Source organism: Micromonospora sp. bgisy143 (assembly GCF_057708145.1).
In genome coordinates, this window is the sequence record NZ_JBYIRN010000004.1 from 13,196 (window position 1) to 29,509 (window position 16,314).

At 71.7% G+C, this 16,314-nt stretch carries 14 protein-coding genes and 1 riboswitch; of the genes, 4 read left to right on the forward strand and 10 right to left on the reverse strand.

From position 1 onward, the window contains the following. The first annotated feature begins 17 nt into the window (after positions 1 to 17). Positions 18 to 263 (forward strand): hypothetical protein, encoded by a 246-nt coding sequence (locus AC3EN4_RS08015; RefSeq protein WP_435205290.1) that lies wholly within the window; start codon positions 18 to 20, stop codon positions 261 to 263. Positions 264 to 321: 58 nt separating this feature from the next. On the opposite strand, the gene groL is transcribed toward AC3EN4_RS08015, so the two are convergent. The 3 genes from groL to AC3EN4_RS08030 form a co-directional block, all read right to left on the reverse strand. Then, positions 322 to 1,944 carry a chaperonin GroEL gene (gene groL, locus AC3EN4_RS08020; protein ID WP_422737161.1) on the reverse strand — a complete coding sequence of 541 codons (1,623 nt, stop codon included), beginning with the start codon at positions 1,942 to 1,944 and terminating at the stop codon, positions 322 to 324. A gap of 271 nt (positions 1,945 to 2,215) precedes the next feature. After that, positions 2,216 to 3,481 (reverse strand): hypothetical protein, encoded by a 1,266-nt coding sequence (locus AC3EN4_RS08025; RefSeq protein ID WP_435205291.1) that lies wholly within the window; start codon positions 3,479 to 3,481, stop codon positions 2,216 to 2,218. Positions 3,482 to 3,600: 119 nt separating this feature from the next. Further along, positions 3,601 to 3,804: a cold-shock protein gene (locus AC3EN4_RS08030; protein ID WP_124815530.1), complete on the reverse strand. Its 204-nt coding sequence runs from the start codon at positions 3,802 to 3,804 to the stop codon at positions 3,601 to 3,603. 280 nt (positions 3,805 to 4,084) lie between these two features. Here AC3EN4_RS08030 and AC3EN4_RS08035 point away from each other — a divergent pair, with 280 nt between their 5' ends. Continuing rightward, positions 4,085 to 4,615, forward strand: coding sequence for a GNAT family N-acetyltransferase (locus AC3EN4_RS08035; protein ID WP_435205292.1), 531 nt, complete (start codon positions 4,085 to 4,087; stop codon positions 4,613 to 4,615). Between the two features lie 175 nt (positions 4,616 to 4,790). On the opposite strand, the gene paaN is transcribed toward AC3EN4_RS08035, so the two are convergent. The 4 genes from paaN to AC3EN4_RS08055 all read right to left on the reverse strand — a co-directional run bounded on the left by paaN (position 4,791) and on the right by AC3EN4_RS08055 (position 10,251). Then, positions 4,791 to 6,464: a phenylacetic acid degradation protein PaaN gene (gene paaN / locus AC3EN4_RS08040; protein WP_422737164.1), complete on the reverse strand. Its 1,674-nt coding sequence runs from the start codon at positions 6,462 to 6,464 to the stop codon at positions 4,791 to 4,793. Between the two features lie 50 nt (positions 6,465 to 6,514). Further along, complete coding sequence (locus AC3EN4_RS08045; protein ID WP_435205293.1) at positions 6,515 to 7,534, reverse strand: GNAT family N-acetyltransferase; 1,020 nt, start codon at positions 7,532 to 7,534, stop codon at positions 6,515 to 6,517. A 236-nt stretch (positions 7,535 to 7,770) separates the two neighbouring features. Then, positions 7,771 to 9,057, reverse strand: a complete 1,287-nt coding sequence (thrC, locus tag AC3EN4_RS08050; protein WP_422737166.1) for a threonine synthase — start codon at positions 9,055 to 9,057, stop codon at positions 7,771 to 7,773. A gap of 10 nt (positions 9,058 to 9,067) precedes the next feature. Then, positions 9,068 to 9,203: riboswitch (SAM riboswitch) on the reverse strand. A 67-nt stretch (positions 9,204 to 9,270) separates the two neighbouring features. Further along, a complete protein-coding gene (locus AC3EN4_RS08055; protein WP_435205294.1) occupies positions 9,271 to 10,251 on the reverse strand; it encodes a DMT family transporter in 981 nt (326 codons plus the stop codon). A 79-nt stretch (positions 10,252 to 10,330) separates the two neighbouring features. On the opposite strand from AC3EN4_RS08055, the gene AC3EN4_RS08060 reads away from it, so the two are divergent. Next, positions 10,331 to 10,636, forward strand: coding sequence for an ArsR/SmtB family transcription factor (locus AC3EN4_RS08060; protein WP_435205296.1), 306 nt, complete (start codon positions 10,331 to 10,333; stop codon positions 10,634 to 10,636). 90 nt (positions 10,637 to 10,726) lie between these two features. Here AC3EN4_RS08060 and AC3EN4_RS08065 read toward each other — a convergent pair whose 3' ends face one another. After that, on the reverse strand, positions 10,727 to 11,176 hold the full coding sequence (locus tag AC3EN4_RS08065; protein WP_435205297.1) for a DoxX family protein: 450 nt from the start codon (positions 11,174 to 11,176) through the stop codon (positions 10,727 to 10,729). A gap of 635 nt (positions 11,177 to 11,811) precedes the next feature. Between AC3EN4_RS08065 and AC3EN4_RS08070 the strand changes: the two genes are divergently transcribed. Then, the gene (locus tag AC3EN4_RS08070; RefSeq protein WP_435205298.1) at positions 11,812 to 12,420 is read left to right on the forward strand and encodes a DUF4232 domain-containing protein; all 609 of its coding nucleotides are present in this window, start codon (positions 11,812 to 11,814) and stop codon (positions 12,418 to 12,420) included. On the opposite strand, the gene AC3EN4_RS08075 is transcribed toward AC3EN4_RS08070, so the two are convergent. Next, positions 12,410 to 13,276: an ABC transporter permease gene (locus AC3EN4_RS08075; RefSeq protein WP_422737178.1), complete on the reverse strand. Its 867-nt coding sequence runs from the start codon at positions 13,274 to 13,276 to the stop codon at positions 12,410 to 12,412. The genes AC3EN4_RS08070 and AC3EN4_RS08075 overlap by 11 nt on opposite strands. Beyond that, positions 13,276 to 16,140, reverse strand: coding sequence for an alpha/beta fold hydrolase (locus tag AC3EN4_RS08080; protein WP_435205299.1), 2,865 nt, complete (start codon positions 16,138 to 16,140; stop codon positions 13,276 to 13,278). Before AC3EN4_RS08080 ends, AC3EN4_RS08075 begins: the two co-directional genes overlap by 1 nt. Between the last annotated feature and the right edge of the window lie 174 nt (positions 16,141 to 16,314).

The window sequence follows — 16,314 nt, forward strand, 5'->3', positions numbered from 1 at the left end:
CGGTAGAGGAGGCAGCCATGACCGCGGATGACGACCAGACCGAGGACGGCCCGCCGATCACCTGGAAACCGGTCGGCGAGCTGCCCGGCCAACTGCCGTTCGACCGACTGGACTACGGCGACGCCGAGCAACTGGCCGAGATGAGCGCCGACGGCCGACCGGCCACCGAGGAACCGCAGGAGATGGTGGACGCGCCGATCCAGTTGCTGCCGCCGTACGACCGGGCGCAGAAGCGCCGTAACCAGCGCCCACTGCCCACCTGACGACGAACGGGGCGGACCGCGTCAGCGGCCCGCCCCGTTCGGTGTGTCGGAACTGGACTCAGAAGTCCATGTCCCCGCCACCCGGGCCAGCCGGGGCGGCCGGGGTCTTCTCCGGCTTGTCCGCGACGACGGCCTCGGTGGTGAGGAACAGCGCGGCGATCGACGACGCGTTCTGCAGCGCCGAACGGGTCACCTTGGCCGGGTCGATGATGCCCGCGGCCAGCAGGTCGACGTACTCGCCGTTGGCGGCGTTGAGGCCGTGACCCGCTTCGAGGTTACGGACCTTCTCCACCACGACGCCGCCCTCGAGGCCGGCGTTGACGGCGATCTGCCGCAGCGGGGCGTCCAGCGCGACCTTGACGATGTTGGCACCGGTCGCCTCGTCGCCGACCAGGTCCAGCTTGTCGAAGGCGGTCTTGCCGGCCTGCACCAGCGCCACACCACCACCCGGGACGATGCCCTCCTCGACGGCCGCCTTCGCGTTGCGAACGGCGTCCTCGATGCGGTGCTTGCGCTCCTTCAGCTCGACCTCGGTGGCCGCGCCGACCTTGATGACCGCAACGCCACCGGCCAGCTTGGCCAGCCGCTCCTGCAGCTTCTCGCGGTCGTAGTCGGAGTCGCTCTTGTCGATCTCGGCCCGGATCTGGTTGACCCGGCCCTGGATCTGCTCGGCGTCACCGGCACCGTCGACGATGGTGGTCTCGTCCTTGGTCACCACGACCTTGCGGGCGCGGCCCAGCATGTCGACGCCGACGGCGTCGAGCTTGAGGCCGACCTCCTCGCTGATGACCTGACCACCGGTGAGGATGGCGATGTCGGCGAGCATGGCCTTGCGGCGGTCACCGAAGCCCGGCGCCTTGACGGCGACCGACTTGAAGGTGCCCCGGACCTTGTTGACGACCAGGGTGGCCAGGGCCTCGCCCTCGATGTCCTCGGCGATGATCAGCAGCGGCTTGCCCGACTGCATGACCTTCTCCAGGATCGGGAGCAGGTCCTTGACCGACGAGATCTTGCTGTTGACGATCAGGAGGTACGGGTCGTCGAAGACGGCCTCCATACGCTCCGGGTCGGTCATGAAGTAGGCCGAGATGTAGCCCTTGTCGAAGCGCATACCCTCGGTGAGCTCCAGCTCCAGCCCGAAGGTGTTGCTCTCCTCGACGGTGATGACGCCTTCCTTGCCGACCTTGTCCATCGCCTCGGCGATGATCTCGCCGACGCTGGTGTCACCAGCGGAGATGGAGGCGGTGGAGGCGATCTGCTCCTTGGTCTCGACGTCCTTGGCGAGCTTGGACAGCCCCTCCGAGACGCTCGCGACCGCGGCCTCGATGCCCCGCTTCAGGGCCATCGGGTTGGCACCGGCGGCCACGTTGCGCAGGCCCTCGCGAACCAGGGCCTGGGCCAGGACGGTCGCCGTCGTCGTGCCGTCACCGGCGACGTCGTCGGTCTTCTTGGCGACCTCCTTGACCAGCTCGGCGCCGATCTTCTCGTACGGGTCCTCGAGCTCGATCTCCTTGGCGATGCTCACACCATCGTTGGTGATGGTGGGGGCACCCCACTTCTTCTCGAGCACGACGTTGCGGCCCTTGGGGCCGAGGGTCACCTTTACGGCGTCGGCGAGCTGGTTCATGCCCCGCTCGAGGCCGCGGCGCGCCTCTTCGTCGAACGCGATCATCTTGGCCATACGGCGTTGTCCTCCTGGACACTCACGGGCCACCCGAGATGTGTCCCCGGATGGGCCGCCTGGTGTACGCACCTTGGGACGTCGCCACCTGGCGACGACGACGTCCTTCGGCCGGGCCGGATAGCCCGCGACGACCGGCCATGTGCTGCCCCGGTGTCTCCACACCGGCACAACCAGGCCCCACCGTCCCGACCATTGGCACTCACGGTATGCGAGTGCCAATGACTTGTTTAGCACTCTCACCTGCCGAGTGCAAGCACGATGAGCCCGGTCAGCCGAGTTCCGCCGCCAGTGTGGCCCCGTTCACGGGCCCCTCATGAGCGCGTTGCTCGGCGTACGTGATCAGGAGACCGACCAACTGGGCGAGGTGGGCCGGCAGGGCCAGCACCGCCGCGATGCCGATGACCACCACCACCCCGACCGCGGCCCCCGGGGACGCGAACGGATCCTCGCCGAACGCCGTGGTGCCGACCGACTCCAGGATGCTGGACACCACAGTCCCGATGATCACCGCTGCGCCTACCAGGGCCACCCGGCCGAGCAGCAGCCCAAGCCGGTCGTGGAACATCCGGAACGACCGGCCGATCGGATTGTCCCGCTCGAACAGGTAGACCGGGCCGGCCATGCTCAACGCGAACGCCAGGTAGATGCCGGGCAGTACGCAGAAACAGACCCCGATGCCGACGAGCAGGCTGACCAGCAGCGTCCAGCCCCACAGGCCGACCGCCCGGCGCAGCCCGTACCGCAGCGCCGCGTCGAGTTCGGCGGGCTGACCGGCCGCCTGCCGGGTGATCACCCAACTGCCCGCAGCCCAGCCCAGCGCCTGCACCAGGCCGATCACCAGGCTGCCGACGACCAGTACGACGACGACGGTCAACAGGCCGGTGGCGAAGTTGTCCGGCAGCCCGGTCGAGTCTGTCTCGGCCTGGGCCTCCCACCCGGCTGACGGGTCCACGCCGAAGGAGATGACCGAGAGCACCGCCGCCGGCAGGACCTGGGTGAGCAACATGATCGGCACCAACTGCCGCCAGCCCCGGCGCAGCGCGCCCCAGAACCGGTCGAACCAGGCCCCGATGCCGCCGCCGGGCGGCGTGACCAGGGCGTCGTTCGGGTCGAGGCCGTAACCCGGCGGGTACCAGCCGGTCGGCGCCCCCGGATACCACGGCTGCCCGCCGTAGGGACCGGCCCCCGGCGGGTAGCCGCCGGTGGGCGGGAAGGCCCAGCCCTGCGGTGGCGGACCGGCGGGCTGAGCCCACGCTCCCTGGGCGGGATCCCAGCCCGGCGGCGGACCGCTGGGCTGACCCCATGCCTGCGCAGGGTCCCAGCCCTGCGGCGGCGGGCCCGCGTGCGGCAGGCCAGCGCCCGGGACGGGCGGGGTGCCCGGCGCGGGTGACGCACCGGGCAGGCCAGCGCCCGGGACGGGCGGGGTGCCCGGCACGGGTGACGCGCCGGAGCCGTCGCCGGGCGACGCGGGGTCGGGCCGGCTCGGCTCACCCGGCCCGGAGGGTGTGGCGGGTGGCGGCGACTGGTCGGTCATGAACCCTCCTCAGCATCGGCTGGAACGGTTCACGATCTTCCCGGGCCGGCGTCCGCGCCGCAGCCCCGACTCGCCAGCCGATCGGGCGGATCCGCCGGCGAGAAGATCGGGGGGATCGGTCAGCCGATGACGCGGACGTGCTCCGCCTGCGGGCCCTTCTGACCCTGGGCGATTTCGAACTCGACCCGCTGACCGTCGTCGAGCGCCTTGTAACCGTCCATCTCGATCGCGGAGAAGTGGACGAACACGTCCTGACCGCCGTCGACGGCGATGAAGCCGTAACCCTTCTCGGCGTTGAACCACTTCACGGAACCCTGTGCCACGGTGCACTTCCCTCACTCTGCGCGGCGTTGCCTGCCCGAACGCCCGGCACGGCCGGACACCCGTGGACCACCGCCACAGCGATCGACGGCGACCGCTGAAAGAGGTGATCGAAATCGCACGCTACACGAGGAGTGACGGGAGCGCACGACCACAAATCGGGCATAATTCGTGGTGATCCGAGGGTCCGTCGGATTCATGACGATGGTTGTGTTTGGGGCGGGTGGCGGAGTTCCGGCCGCACCGGGCGCGGGTGCATCCGGCTGTGGTAGGCATGCGGACATGACCACCGACCCGGGCGCCGCGGCCCTGCGGCAGGCGCGGATCCACCGCGTACGACCGCAGGACGCCGCCCGGATGCGGGCGCTGCGCCTGGAGATGCTCGCCGACGCGCCGTTGGCCTTCCTGGAGACCCTGGCCGACGCCGCGGCCCGACCGCACAACGAGTTCGCCGCCCGCGTGGCGTACACGTCGACCGGCCCGCACAACGCCCAGTTCGTCGCCGACCCGGGCGGCCGGCTCGTCGGGCACGCCGGTGGCACGGCCGCCCCGGACGAGCCCGACCTGACCGTCGTCTACGCCGTGTACGTCACGCCCGCCTGGCGGGGCAGCGGACTCCTCGGCGAGCTGATCGACGGGGTGGCCGCCTGGTCACGGGCCTGTGGCCGGCCGGAACTGCTGCTGGAAGTGGTGGTCGGCAACGACCGCGCCTACCGGGCCTACCAGCGGCTGGGCTTCAAGGACACCGGCGTACGGGTCCCCCACCCCACGATCCCCGCCCTGACCGAACTCCAGATGCGCCGCCCCGCATAAAAGGACCCTTCCCAAGGCAAGACCACAAGGTGCCCCACCCAGAGCCGGACGCGAAGGCGAAGGCGACAACCGTGCCCACGAGAGGGTTTCCGGGGCAGCCCGCCCCGCGCAGGGATCAAGCCTGACCGCCCGGAGCGGGGCGGGCTGCCCCGGAAACCCCCACCGCAACCAACGATCAAGCAGGCCGCCGAGACTGCACGATCCGGAACCGGTTCGCCACGTAAGCCCCGTCGGTCAGCGCCGAGTTGGCCGCCGCGTTCGCGCCACTGCCGTGGAAGTCGGAGAAGGCAGCCGACTGGTTCACGAAGACACCGCCGGTGAGGTTGCAGGACAGGTGCACCCCGACCTCGACCGCGACCGCCTCGGCGGCGTCCAGCACCGCCTCGTCGGTCGAGTAGACCCCGGCGGTCAGCGCGCCCTTCTCGCCGACGGTCCGGCGCATCAGCTCCAGGCTGTGCGCGGTGGAGTCGGTCGCGATGGCGAACGAGATCGGCCCGAACCACTCCCGGCCGTACGCCTGCTCGTCGTCCGCGGTCAGCTTCACGATCGTCGGAGTACGCACCACCGCGTCGGCGTACGCCGGGTGGGCCACGGTCCGCGACTCCAGCACCGGCTCGCCGACCTTCGTCACCTCGGCCAGCCGCTCCAGCACCCCGTCGTTGACGATCGCACCGGTCAGCTCGACGCCCCGGGCCGGGTCGGCGGTCAGCTTGCCGACCGCCGCCGCGATCCCGCCGGCCACCTCGTCGAAGCTCTTGTGCCCCTGGTCGGTCTCGATGCCGCCGGCCGGGATGAGGATGTTCTGCGAGGTGGTGCACATCTGCCCGCTGTAGAGGGTCAGCGTGAAACCGAGGTTGCGGCACATGCCGGCGAAGTCGTCGGTGGAGTCGATGACGACCGTGTTCAGGCCGGCCTTCTCGGTGTAGACCGACGCCTGCCGGGCGTGCGTCTCCAGCCAGTCGCCGTACTCGGTGGAGCCGGTGAAGTCGACGATCTTGACGGCCCGGTGCAGGGCCAGGTCGCTGGCGAGCTTCTCGCCGGGGGCCTCGGCGGCCAGCAGGACCAGGTTCGGGTCGAAGCCGGCCTCGGCCAGCACCTCCCGGGCGTACTTCACGGTGATCGCCAGCGGCAGCACCGCGCGCGGGTGCGGCTTCACGATCACCGGGTTGCCGGTGACCAGCGAGGCGAACAGCCCCGGGTAGGAGTTCCAGGTCGGGAAGGTGTTGCACCCGATCACCAGCGCCACGCCACGCGGCACCACATGGAACGTCTTGGTCATCCGCAGCGGGTCGCCCTTGCCGGCGGCCTTCTCCCAGCCGGCCGTGCCCGGGTGCCGGGTCATCTCGGCGTACGCGTACGCCAGCGCCTCCAACGCCCGGTCCAGCGCATGCGCGCCACCGGCCTGAAAGGCCATCACGAACGCCTGCCCGCTGGTGAACTGCACCGCGTTGGCCAGCTCGAAGATGTGCTTGTGCAGCCGGTCGAGGATCTCCAGGCAGACGCCCACCCGGGCCTGCGGACCGGCGTCACGCCAGGCCGGCAGCGCGGCCGAGGCGGCGGCGACCAGCTCGTCGGGGCCGGCGTGCGGGTACCGCACCGCCAGGTCGACCCCGAACGGGCTCGTCTCGGTGGCGGTCCGCTCGCCGGTGCCGGGCTGGTCGAGCGGGAAATCACCACCGAGGTACGCCTCGAACGCGGCCTTGCCGTCGGCAGCGGCGGTCTCGCCGTACACGCGGGGGCTGGGGGACTCGGGATAGGCGGACCAGTAGCCCCGCTCCGTGATCGCGGTCAGCGCACGGTTGAGGGTGTCGGCGTGCCTGTCGTACAGGGGATGCGGGGTCTCCGTCATGCCGCCATCATGCATGACGGAGGTCCGCGGACAGTAGCGGCGGATACCCGTCAGAGGGTGAGCTGCCAGTTGTCCCAGGCGTCCACCGGGCGGAACCCGAGCTGCTCGTTGATCGCCACCATGTGGCTGTTGCTCGCCGCGTTCCAGGTGTCGATGACGCGTACGGCGGGCTCGTGGGTCAGCAGGTGGTGCAGGTTCTCCGCCTTGGCGATCAGACCCAGCCGGTGCCCACGGTGATCCGGGTCGACGATGGTGATCTGCTGGTAGGCGTGCCAGTCGACGGCGGCACCGACATCCAGCAGAGTCCAGGCGACGACCCGGCCGGTCTCCTCGTGCAGCATTCCGAGGTGGTACCGCCGCCGCCCCCGGGCGTCCAGCGCGCGCTCCATGCCCCGGAGGCGCTCGGCGTCCACCTGCTCCGGCTCCCACTGCACGTCACCCATCGGCGCGTCCATCAGCAGGCGGCCCTCCAGGTAGGCGATGTCCGCCACGTACTCCGCCGGGGTGCCGCCCTGCCAGGAGACGGAACGGTAGCCCTCGGCGCGGGGCTGAGCCTCGGCCAGTGCCGCCCGCAGCGCGAGCCGGTCGATGCGCTCGATCTCCAGTCGGCGACGCACCTCGACCAGCGCGGAGTGCGCGCCCATCGCGGTGGCGAACGCGGCGCCCGCCGCCGGTCGGGTCGGGCCGCCGGGTAGCGCGGCGACGGCCATGGCGACCACCCGCTTGCGTCCGTGCTGACGCAGCAGGCGTACCCCGTACTCGTGCAGGGCCCGACCGACACCCCGGCGGCGCAGGTCCGGGCGGACCGTCAGCTCGGCGGTGGCGTTGTCGGTGTTGTCGAGCTGCGGCAGGTCGAGCTGAAGGTAGCCGGCGGGCACCCCGTCCAGCCGGGCCAACGCCCAGAGGGATCGGGTGCCGGGCATCGGGGTGTGGAAGAGGGCGTCGAAGCGTTGCCGGCAGGACGGCGGGAAGTCGGGCAGGTCGGCCTCGATGGCCGCCGCGCCGATCCGGTACGCCTCGTCGACCGCGGCCCGGTCGGTGCCGTCGAACGGCGCGATCGTGATGCTCATGCCGGTGAGCCTGGCACCCGCAAAAGCGACAGGGCCAGCGATTATTCGCTGGCCCTGTCGAACGTGGTCGGGAGGGACACTCGCACAACGCCTCCGGCGTTGGGTCGCAAGAACTTCAAAAGTCTTCGGCGAAATGCCCTCCCGCACGGAGCATCTTGCGCCGTCCGGTTCCTGCCGTCAAGTCCTGAGCGGCGGGTTTTCCACACTCACAGCGAAAATCCAGTCACCCGGTGGATTCAGCCGAGCAGACCGGCGTCCCGGGCCGCCCGCAGGGACGGCTTGATCTGGTGGGTCGGGCCGACCTGGGCGGCCACCGCGTCGATCGTCTTCAGACCTTCGCCGGTGTTGAAGATGACCGTCTCCGCCGTCGGGTCGAGCCGACCGGACGCGACCAGCTTGCGCAGCACCGCCGCCGTGACGCCGCCCGCCGTCTCGGCGAACACCCCGGTGGTACGGGCCAGGTCGCGGATGCCGGCCCGGATCTCGTCGTCGTCGGCGTACTCCATCCAGCCGCCGGTGCGGCGCACCGCCTCGAGGGCGTAGAGGCCGGCGGCCGGGTCGCCGATGTTGAGCGACTTGGCGATGCCGGTGGGCTTGACCGGGGTGATCGTGTCGGTGTCGGCGTGCAGCGCGGCGGCGATCGGGTTGCAGCCGGCCGACTGCGCCCCGAAGACCTTCCAGCCGCCGGCCGGGGCCTCGACCAGGCCGATCTCGACCAGCTCGGAGAACGCCTTGTCAATTTTGGTGAGCAGTTCGCCACTGGCCATCGGGATGACCACCTGGGCGGGAATCCGCCAGCCCAACTGCTCGGCCACCTCGTACCCGAGGGTCTTGGAACCCTCGGCGTAGTACGGCCGGACGTTCACGTTGACGAACGCCGTGTCCTCGAACTCGTCGGTCTCCACCAGCTCACCGCAGAGCCGGTTGACGTCGTCGTACGAGCCGTCGATGGCGACCAGTTCGCCGCCGTACACGGCGGTGGTGATGACCTTGCCCTGCTCCAGGTCACAGGGGATGAAGACGATCGAGGGCACGCCGGCGCGGGCGGCGTGCGCGGCCACCGAGTTGGCCAGGTTGCCGGTGGAGGCGCAGGCGAACCGGCTGAACCCGAGCGCCTTCGCGGCGGTCAGGGCCACCGAGACGACCCGGTCCTTGAACGAGTGGGTCGGGTTGGCGCTGTCGTCCTTGACCCAGAGCGGCGCGGTGATGCCCAGTTCGGCGGCGAGGTGCGGGGCTGCCACCAACGGGGTCAGACCCGGGTCGAGGGTGACCCGACTGGCCGGGTCCTGCCCGGCGGGCAGCAGCGCGGCGTACCGCCAGATGTTGTCCGGGCCGGCCTCGATCTGCTCCCGGGTGACGGTGGCGAGGGCCGCGGTGTCGTAGTCGACCTCCAGCGGGCCGAAACACTCGTAACAGGCGTGCTGGGCGGCGAGCGGGTAGCGGGCCGAACAGGCCCGGCAGACCAGGGCGCGGGCGGGGCTGGCGGAGGTGTCGATGCCGGAGGCGGCGAGCGTCGACGTCATGTCGAGAGTCCTCTCATCTTTCCCCGCATCGCACGGTGCGGCGGGGACGGAATTGGCACCTGCCCCGCCTGTCGCTCAGCGGTGAGCGCGCGGGGTGGTTGCCGGGGCGTCGTCGGGCCGTATCCCTCAGCCCCTCTGGATGAGGTATGCAGTTGTACCGCCGAGTCTAGGCAACGTTGCCCGGCGCCTCCACCGGGCATCCCAGCCAGTGGGTCAGCGGGCGGCCACCGCCACCGGGTCGACCACCGCGACGGGATCGGTGACCGCGGTCGGCCGGGGCGGCGACGAGGGCCGGGTGCGGGTGCGCGCGGCGAGGTTCGCGGCGACCAGGGCGGCGATGGTGATCGCGGCGCCGATCAGTTCGATCCCCTCCGGCCGGTAGCCACGGGCGATCTGCACGATGAACGTGGTCACCGGGACGAGGTTCATGAACAGGGCGGCGTTGGCCGCGCCCAGCCGCTGCACACCGGTGTTCCAGGCCAGCACCGCGACGACGGCGGCGACGAGCACGGCGTACGCCAGTTGCGGGGTGACCGCCACGAGGTCGGCGGCGGCCGGCGCGTGCTGCCACCCGACGGCGTCCGCGCCGATGCTCGCGGCCAGCATGGCGGCCGTGCCGGCGAGCGCGGTCAGGGTGGTGAAGCGCAGCGGCGACCAGCCGCCGAACCGGGTCGCGCCGTGGGTGTAGACGGCCCAGCCGAGCACCGCGCCGATCATCATGAGGCCGCCGAGACCGAACTGGCCGAGCCCGGCCAGGCTTCCGCGGGTGATCACCAGGCCGACGCCGAGGAGCGCCACCAGGGAGAGGACCAGAAGCAGGGGCTTCGGCCGTACGCCGTCCCGGGCCCACCGGACGAGCTGGGTGATGATCGGGGTGGTCGCCACGAACAGGGAGATCTGCTGCGGGGCGGCGTGTTCGAGCGCCAGGTTGGTGAGCAGGTTGAAGCCGGCGAAGCCGACCACGCCGAGCACCACCACCTCGACTCCCCGACCGCCGAGCCGCAACGCGGCCGAGCCCTCCCGGATCAGCAGGATGCCGACCAGGATGACCGTGGCGAACAGGTAGCGGGCGGTGGTCAGGTTGAGCGGGTCGACCCTCGCCAGCGCGGTGGCCAGGATGGGAAACATCGCACCCCAGGCGAGCGCGGCGAGCAGCGGGTAGGCGGCGGCGCGGGGTCGCATCGGCAGCTCCAATGTTCGAGTATCGTCGAACCAACGACACCGACCCTAGGAGCTTGTTCGACAATTGTCGAACAAGGGTTACACTGGTCACATGGAGCCGCACGAACCCGACCTGAGCGATGTACCGGTCACCGCAGTGCTGGCCGCACTCGCCGACGACGTGCGGTTGCAGATCGTCCGGGCACTCGCTGAGGGTGGCGAGGCGGCCTGCGGCAGCTTCGACTTCGGCGTCTCGAAGGCGACCCGCAGCCACCACCTGAAGGTGCTGCGCGAGGCCGGCCTGACCCGCACCCGGGCCGCCGGCACGAGCCGCCTGGTGCGACTCCGTCGCGACGAGGTGGACGCGCGCTACCCGGGCCTGCTGGACGCGGTCCTCACCCCGCGCCCGCCCGCCTGACCTGGCGGCCCGCAGCACGACTCTCCTCGACCGGCACGCGTCGCCGGAGCCGACACGCCGAGGCTCCGGCGACGCGCGTCACGGGTGCGGTCAGGCGTTCACCGGGCTGGGCTCGGCCATCGCCGGCGCCGACGCGTCGGCGCGACGCTTGAACAGCAACGAGTCGAGCGCCCACGGGCCCGAGCCGAGTGTCGCGACCAGCAGGAACGACCAGCAGAAGAGGGCTGCCAGCTCACCGCCGTTGCGCAGCGGCAGCAGGTCGTCCGGTTGGTGCACGACGAAGTAGGCGTACGCCATCGAGCCGGACGCGAGCAGCGCGGCGGGCCGGGCGAAGAGCCCTACCAGCACCAGCGCGCCGCAGATGAGCTGGATCAGGGCGGCCCACCAGCCCGGCCAGGTGCCGAGCGGTACCGCCTTGCCGGTCATCGGGTTGCCGCCGAACAACCCGAAGACCGAGGAGAGGCCGTGCAGCGTGAACAGCAGGCCGATCACGATGCGAAACAGGGACAGGGTCGGCCCGCCGAGCCGAGAGACGTTCATGGAGACCTCCATCGAAGGGGACAGATCTCTTCCATGGTGGGGCCTCAAAGCATCGATGTTAATAAATTCCTTGCTAGTGGGAAAATCCCTGCCGGTAGAACTCAGAGCGCAGTGCGGAAGCTGCGGCTTTGCCCTGATTTGATCGACACCCGGCAGCAGCTTTCGCGCATTGGGAGCGCTCCCGAACCCTCAACGTACCGGCTGGCATGGTGCCCGTACACCCTGTCGAGCTGCCCCAGATGCGGGGCAAGCGACTGCTACCGGTGCGGCGACTCGGCCACGACGGCAACCCCTTGGCGTCCGAAGATCCGCACAAAATCAGGGATATTGCTGCCTCCGGCGCGCCGGATACAGCAACAACAGGGAAGTTGCGCGGATCTTGGCGCGGGGCGCGCGGGTCTTGGCGCGGGGCGCGCGGGTCTTGGCGCGGGGCGCGCGGGTCTTGGCGCGGGGCGCGCGGGTCTTGGCGCGGGGCGCGCGGGTCTTGGCGCGGGGCGCGCGGGTCTTGGCGCGGGGCGCGCGGATCTTGGCGCGGGGCGCGCGGGTCTTGGCACCGGCAGGGGACCCGGCGGGCCCACGCGCGAGCGACGGCTGACGGGCAGCGGACGGTCGCGTCGGTGCGCGAGGATCAGGAGATGATCTTTCGTACAGCCGTGGGGCGACGGACCGGCGCGGCGGCCGCTCTGCTGGTCACGCTCAGCGCCTGCGTCCCACGCGATCACGCGGGGCAGGGCGGCGACCCCACCGGTCCCCCGCCCAAGGTCACGACCGCGCCCAGCGTGAGCGCGTCGGCGAGCGCCGCGCCGGTGGCCGAGTGCCCGGCGTCCGGCGTCCGGATCCGCTCGACCGGCGGGGACGCGGCGATGGGGCTGCGCGCCCTCGGCCTGGAGCTGGTCAACTGCGGCGACCGCCCGTACCGGCTCAACGGGTACCCGACGGTGTGGGTCCTCGACGAGCGGCGCAAGCCGATCATCCTGGCCGTGGTGAACGGGGCGAAGGGCATCACCTCGGGCTTCGACCAGCCGCCGCAGCCGATCACGCTGCACAAGGGCGAACGGGCCGTCGCCACCGTCCTCTGGCGCAACCTGGTCACCGACTCGACGGTGGTGGCCACCGACGGCGCGTACCTGTCGGTGGCACCCGCCGCCGGTCAGCCGGCCGAGGAGGTCGACCCGCACGGCCCGGTCGACGTGGGCAACACCGGGCGGATCGGCGTCAGCGCCTGGCGGATACCTACGACGTGATGTCCTTGCGGGTGAACCGCCAGAACGCCAACCCCCAGAACAGCGTCGCGTAGCTGATCGCCGAGATGCAGCCGCGCACCACGTCGTCGGTCTGCACCGGCGTGGACAGCAGCCCCAGCCAGGCGGTGCTGAAGTGGGTGGGCAGGAAGTTCCGCAGCACGCCCAGGGCGGTGATCTGGTCCAGGATGCTGGACAGGATCCACAGTAGGACCGCGCCGCCGACCGCGCCCAGCGCGGCGTCCGTCGTCACCGACAGCAGGAACGCCAGGCCGGCCACCACCAGGAGTACGACCGCCAGATAGCCGAGCACCGCCAGCAACCGGAGCAGTCCCTCGCCGGGCTCCAGCTCGGCGGCCACCGTGCTGCGCAGCGGCGACCAGCCGTAGCGCAGGGTGCCCGCGAGCAGGGCGGTACCCGCCAACAACACCAGGGCCAGACCCGAGTACGCGAGCGCGACCACCAGCTTGACCGTCAACAGCCGTGCCCGGGGCACCGGGATCGCCAGCAGGTACCGCAGGCTCCCCCAGCTCGCCTCGCTGGCCACCGTGTCGCCGCAGAACAGTGCCACGACCACCACCAGCAGGAACGACGCCGACACGAAGATCGAGAAGAGGGTGAAGTTCAGCCCGCCGGAGGTGGCCAGGTCGACCAGGCTGGCGAACTCGTTGTTGCCGTTGTCGTCGTCACCGCCGGAGTTGAACTGGAAGGCGATCAGGATGATCAGCGGCAGCAGCACCATGAACCCGAGCGCGAGCTGGGTCCGCCGCCGGGACGCCTGCCGGCGGAACTCCGCCGCGAAGGGCAGGGTGGCCGACGGCCGGTAGCCCCGGGCCTCGCCCGCGTCGACAACTGCCATCACCGGTCACCGCTTCCCCGAGAGTTCTCGCCCACCAGGGCGAGGAACGCGTCCTCCAGGCGTCGCCGGGGCACCACTCGGTCCACCCCGATACCGGCCCGCACCAGCTCGGCCACCACCTCGCTGCGCGCCGTCCCGTTGGTGTCCACCACCAACTGCCCGTCGCTCTCCGGCAGCACCCGTACGCCGTCCAGCCGGTCCAGCACCGCCCGCGCCGCCGCCGGGTCGGTGACGTCGAACAGCACGCTCGGCGACTCGCCCACGATCTCCTGGACCGGCCCGGAGGCGACGATCCGGCCCTTGTTGACCACCACCGCGTGCGTGCAGGTCTGCTCCACCTCGGCCAGCAGATGGCTGGAGACCAGCACCGCCCGGCCGTCGGTGGCGTACCGCTGCAACACCCGGCGCATCTCGGCGATCTGCGGCGGGTCGAGCCCGTCGGTCGGCTCGTCCAGCACCAGCAGCTCGGGCAGGCCCAGCATGGCCTGGGCGATGGCGAGCCGCTGGCGCATACCGTGGCTGTAGTTCTTGATCTTCCGGTGCACCGAGTCGCCCAGCCCGGCGATCTCCAACGCCTCGTCGAAGTGCGCGTCCTCGGCCGGTCGCCCGGTGGCCCGCCAGTACGCCCGCAGGTTCGCCAGGCCGGAGAGGTGCGGCAGGAACCCCGGCCCCTCCACCAGCGCGCCGATCCGGGACAGCACCGGCGAGCCGGGCACCAGCCGACGACCGAACACGTAGATCTCGCCGGCGGTCGGCTGGGTCAGTCCCATCAGCACCCGCAGGGTGGTGGTCTTACCCGCGCCGTTGGGCCCCAGCAGGCCCACCACCTGGCCCGGGTGCACCTCGAAGTCCACGTTCGACACGGCCACGAAGCCGTCCGCGTACTCCTTGCGCAGCGCGCGCACGGCCAGCGGCGTGTCCGCGTACTCCGGATGCACCGAGCGGTCCTGGCGGCGATGCCGCCGGCGGACCACGGCGACGACCACGACGAGCCCGATCACGATGGCGGCGAGCAGGCCGGCGAGCACCCAGCGCCAGACGGTGGCCGCGGTGGGGATCGGCTCGCCGTCGACCGTGGGCAGGCTGACCGCGCCGTCCGCGGCCACCGTGTAGACGGTGGGCGCGGCGGGCGTCGTGTACGCCTGGTCGGAGCTGGCCACCACCAGGCGCAGCCGGTGCCCCGCCTCGATCCGGCGGACGATCCCGGGCAGCGTCACAGTGACCGGGCGGGCGTCCTGCACCCGCTGCGGCAGGCCGGTGAGGCGGATCGGGGCGACCAGGCCGTTCGGCAGGGTGGCGGCCCCGTCCTTGTCGACGTCGTAGAGCTTGACGAAGAGCACCGCCTCCCCGGTGGGCGAGGCGGCCCGCACGGTCACCGTGGGCGCGCCGGCCACGTCCACCGCCTCGGTCAGCGGCGTCGACTCGAAGCGCGCGTGCTGGCCGGGCACGTCGCCGGCCACCCCGTCGAGCAGCGAGGCGAGGCCACCGGCGAACGGGACCGAGGAGATGGCGGCCGGATTGCCGTTCGGCGGGTTCGCGATCGGCTGCGCCGGACCGGCGACCGCCACCTCGCGGCGGGAGTTGCCGGCCAGGCCCGGATAGTCGGCGCGGCGGAAACCGGTGGCGACCAGACCCCGGTCCAGCGCGTCGAAGCCGGCGATCCGGGACCAGGTGAAGTCGTCGCCGGGGGCGTTGCCCTCGCCCTTGACGTAGTGGTCGAGCCACTGGACGGTCAGGAACTTCACCCGGTCCGAGTCGGAGCGGGGACCGGCTCCCCCGTCGTGTCCGCCGGTGAACCAGGCGACCCGCACCGGGGTGCCGGCGGCGGCGATGCCCTTGGCGTTCGCGTCCGCCTCACCGAGCGGGAAGAGAGTGTCCGCCTCGCCCTGCACCAGCAGGGTCGGTGCCTTGATCCTGTCCAGCACGCCGGCCGGGCTGGACCGGCGCAGCAGGTCGACGGCGGCCTGGTCGGCCCGGCCGGTGGTGGCGATCCGCAGGTACGCGGCGCAGACGTCGGCCGCGAACCGCCCGCAGGACGGGTCGGCGGCGCCGGCCGGAAGGCCACCGGGCGCGGTACCCGGGCCCGCTCCCGGCCCCGGGCTCGGCGGGCCGGCGGACGCCGGGGCGCCTTCGGGCTGCGCGGCGGTCGTACCGGACAGCCCGGCCGGGCCGCTGCCCACGTTCCCGCCTCCGCCGAAGAAGAGACCGGCCCAGCCCTTCTTGAACACGCCCTCGGTCGGCGCGCCGCCGGTGCTCTCCGGCAGGAATGCCCGGGACAGGTCGTTCCAGGTGATCATCGGGACGATCGCGTCCACCCGGCGGTCCTGGGCGGCCAGCAACAGCGCCAGACCACCTCCGTACGAGCCGCCGACCACGCCGACCTTCGGGTCGCCAGGCGCGTCGGTCCGCACCTCGGGGCGGGCGGCCAGCCAGTCCAGCAGCCGCTGCGCGTCGCGCACCTCGTAGTCCGGGTTGTCCAGGTGGATCTCGCCGCCGCTGCGGCCGAAGCCCCGCGCGGTCCAGGTGAGCACCGCGTACCCGCGTCCGGCGAACTCCTCGGCGTCCGAGCGCACCGACTCCTTGGTGCCGCCGAACCCGTGCGCCAGCAGGACCGCGGGGACCTTGCGGCCAGACGACGCGCCGGGCGGGAGGTACAGGGTGGTGTCCAGGTCCACGGGGGCGTCGCCGGACGGTCCGGAGCGGACGGTGAGCATCGCGCTCTCGGTGCGGACGTCCGATCCCTGTGGCCACACCGCCCAACCGACGGCGACCGCCACCAGCACGACGACCACCGAGGCGGCGATCACGCGGCGGCGGGTGGGCAGGGCACGCCGGACCCACGCGGCCGGCGACGGTGATCTCATGCGGCACACGCTACGGCGCGCAGCCTGAGCGTTGGCTGAGATCCGCCGTACGTCCGTCCGGTTGCCCCGATCGGTGATCCGGCCCGATGCGACCGAGCATCCTGTGTGGCGGGCCAGTGAGTTGAGTTCGGATCCCGTGAATTCCGATCTTTCGCGGATATCACCCTCGATGCC

Excerpts from the sequence above, each read along its gene's own strand:
- AC3EN4_RS08015 (WP_435205290.1), top strand. The coding sequence starts at position 18 with ATGACCGCGGATGACGACCAGACCGAGGACGGCCCGCCGATCACCTGG.
- groL (WP_422737161.1), bottom strand. The coding sequence starts at position 1,944 with ATGGCCAAGATGATCGCGTTCGACGAAGAGGCGCGCCGCGGCCTCGAG.
- AC3EN4_RS08025 (WP_435205291.1), bottom strand. The coding sequence starts at position 3,481 with ATGACCGACCAGTCGCCGCCACCCGCCACACCCTCCGGGCCGGGTGAG.
- AC3EN4_RS08035 (WP_435205292.1), top strand. The coding sequence starts at position 4,085 with ATGACCACCGACCCGGGCGCCGCGGCCCTGCGGCAGGCGCGGATCCAC.
- paaN (WP_422737164.1), bottom strand. The coding sequence starts at position 6,464 with ATGACGGAGACCCCGCATCCCCTGTACGACAGGCACGCCGACACCCTC.
- AC3EN4_RS08045 (WP_435205293.1), bottom strand. The coding sequence starts at position 7,534 with ATGAGCATCACGATCGCGCCGTTCGACGGCACCGACCGGGCCGCGGTC.
- thrC (WP_422737166.1), bottom strand. The coding sequence starts at position 9,057 with ATGACGTCGACGCTCGCCGCCTCCGGCATCGACACCTCCGCCAGCCCC.
- AC3EN4_RS08060 (WP_435205296.1), top strand. The coding sequence starts at position 10,331 with ATGGAGCCGCACGAACCCGACCTGAGCGATGTACCGGTCACCGCAGTG.
- AC3EN4_RS08065 (WP_435205297.1), bottom strand. The coding sequence starts at position 11,176 with ATGAACGTCTCTCGGCTCGGCGGGCCGACCCTGTCCCTGTTTCGCATC.
- AC3EN4_RS08070 (WP_435205298.1), top strand. The coding sequence starts at position 11,812 with ATGATCTTTCGTACAGCCGTGGGGCGACGGACCGGCGCGGCGGCCGCT.
- AC3EN4_RS08075 (WP_422737178.1), bottom strand. The coding sequence starts at position 13,276 with ATGGCAGTTGTCGACGCGGGCGAGGCCCGGGGCTACCGGCCGTCGGCC.
- AC3EN4_RS08080 (WP_435205299.1), bottom strand. The coding sequence starts at position 16,140 with ATGAGATCACCGTCGCCGGCCGCGTGGGTCCGGCGTGCCCTGCCCACC.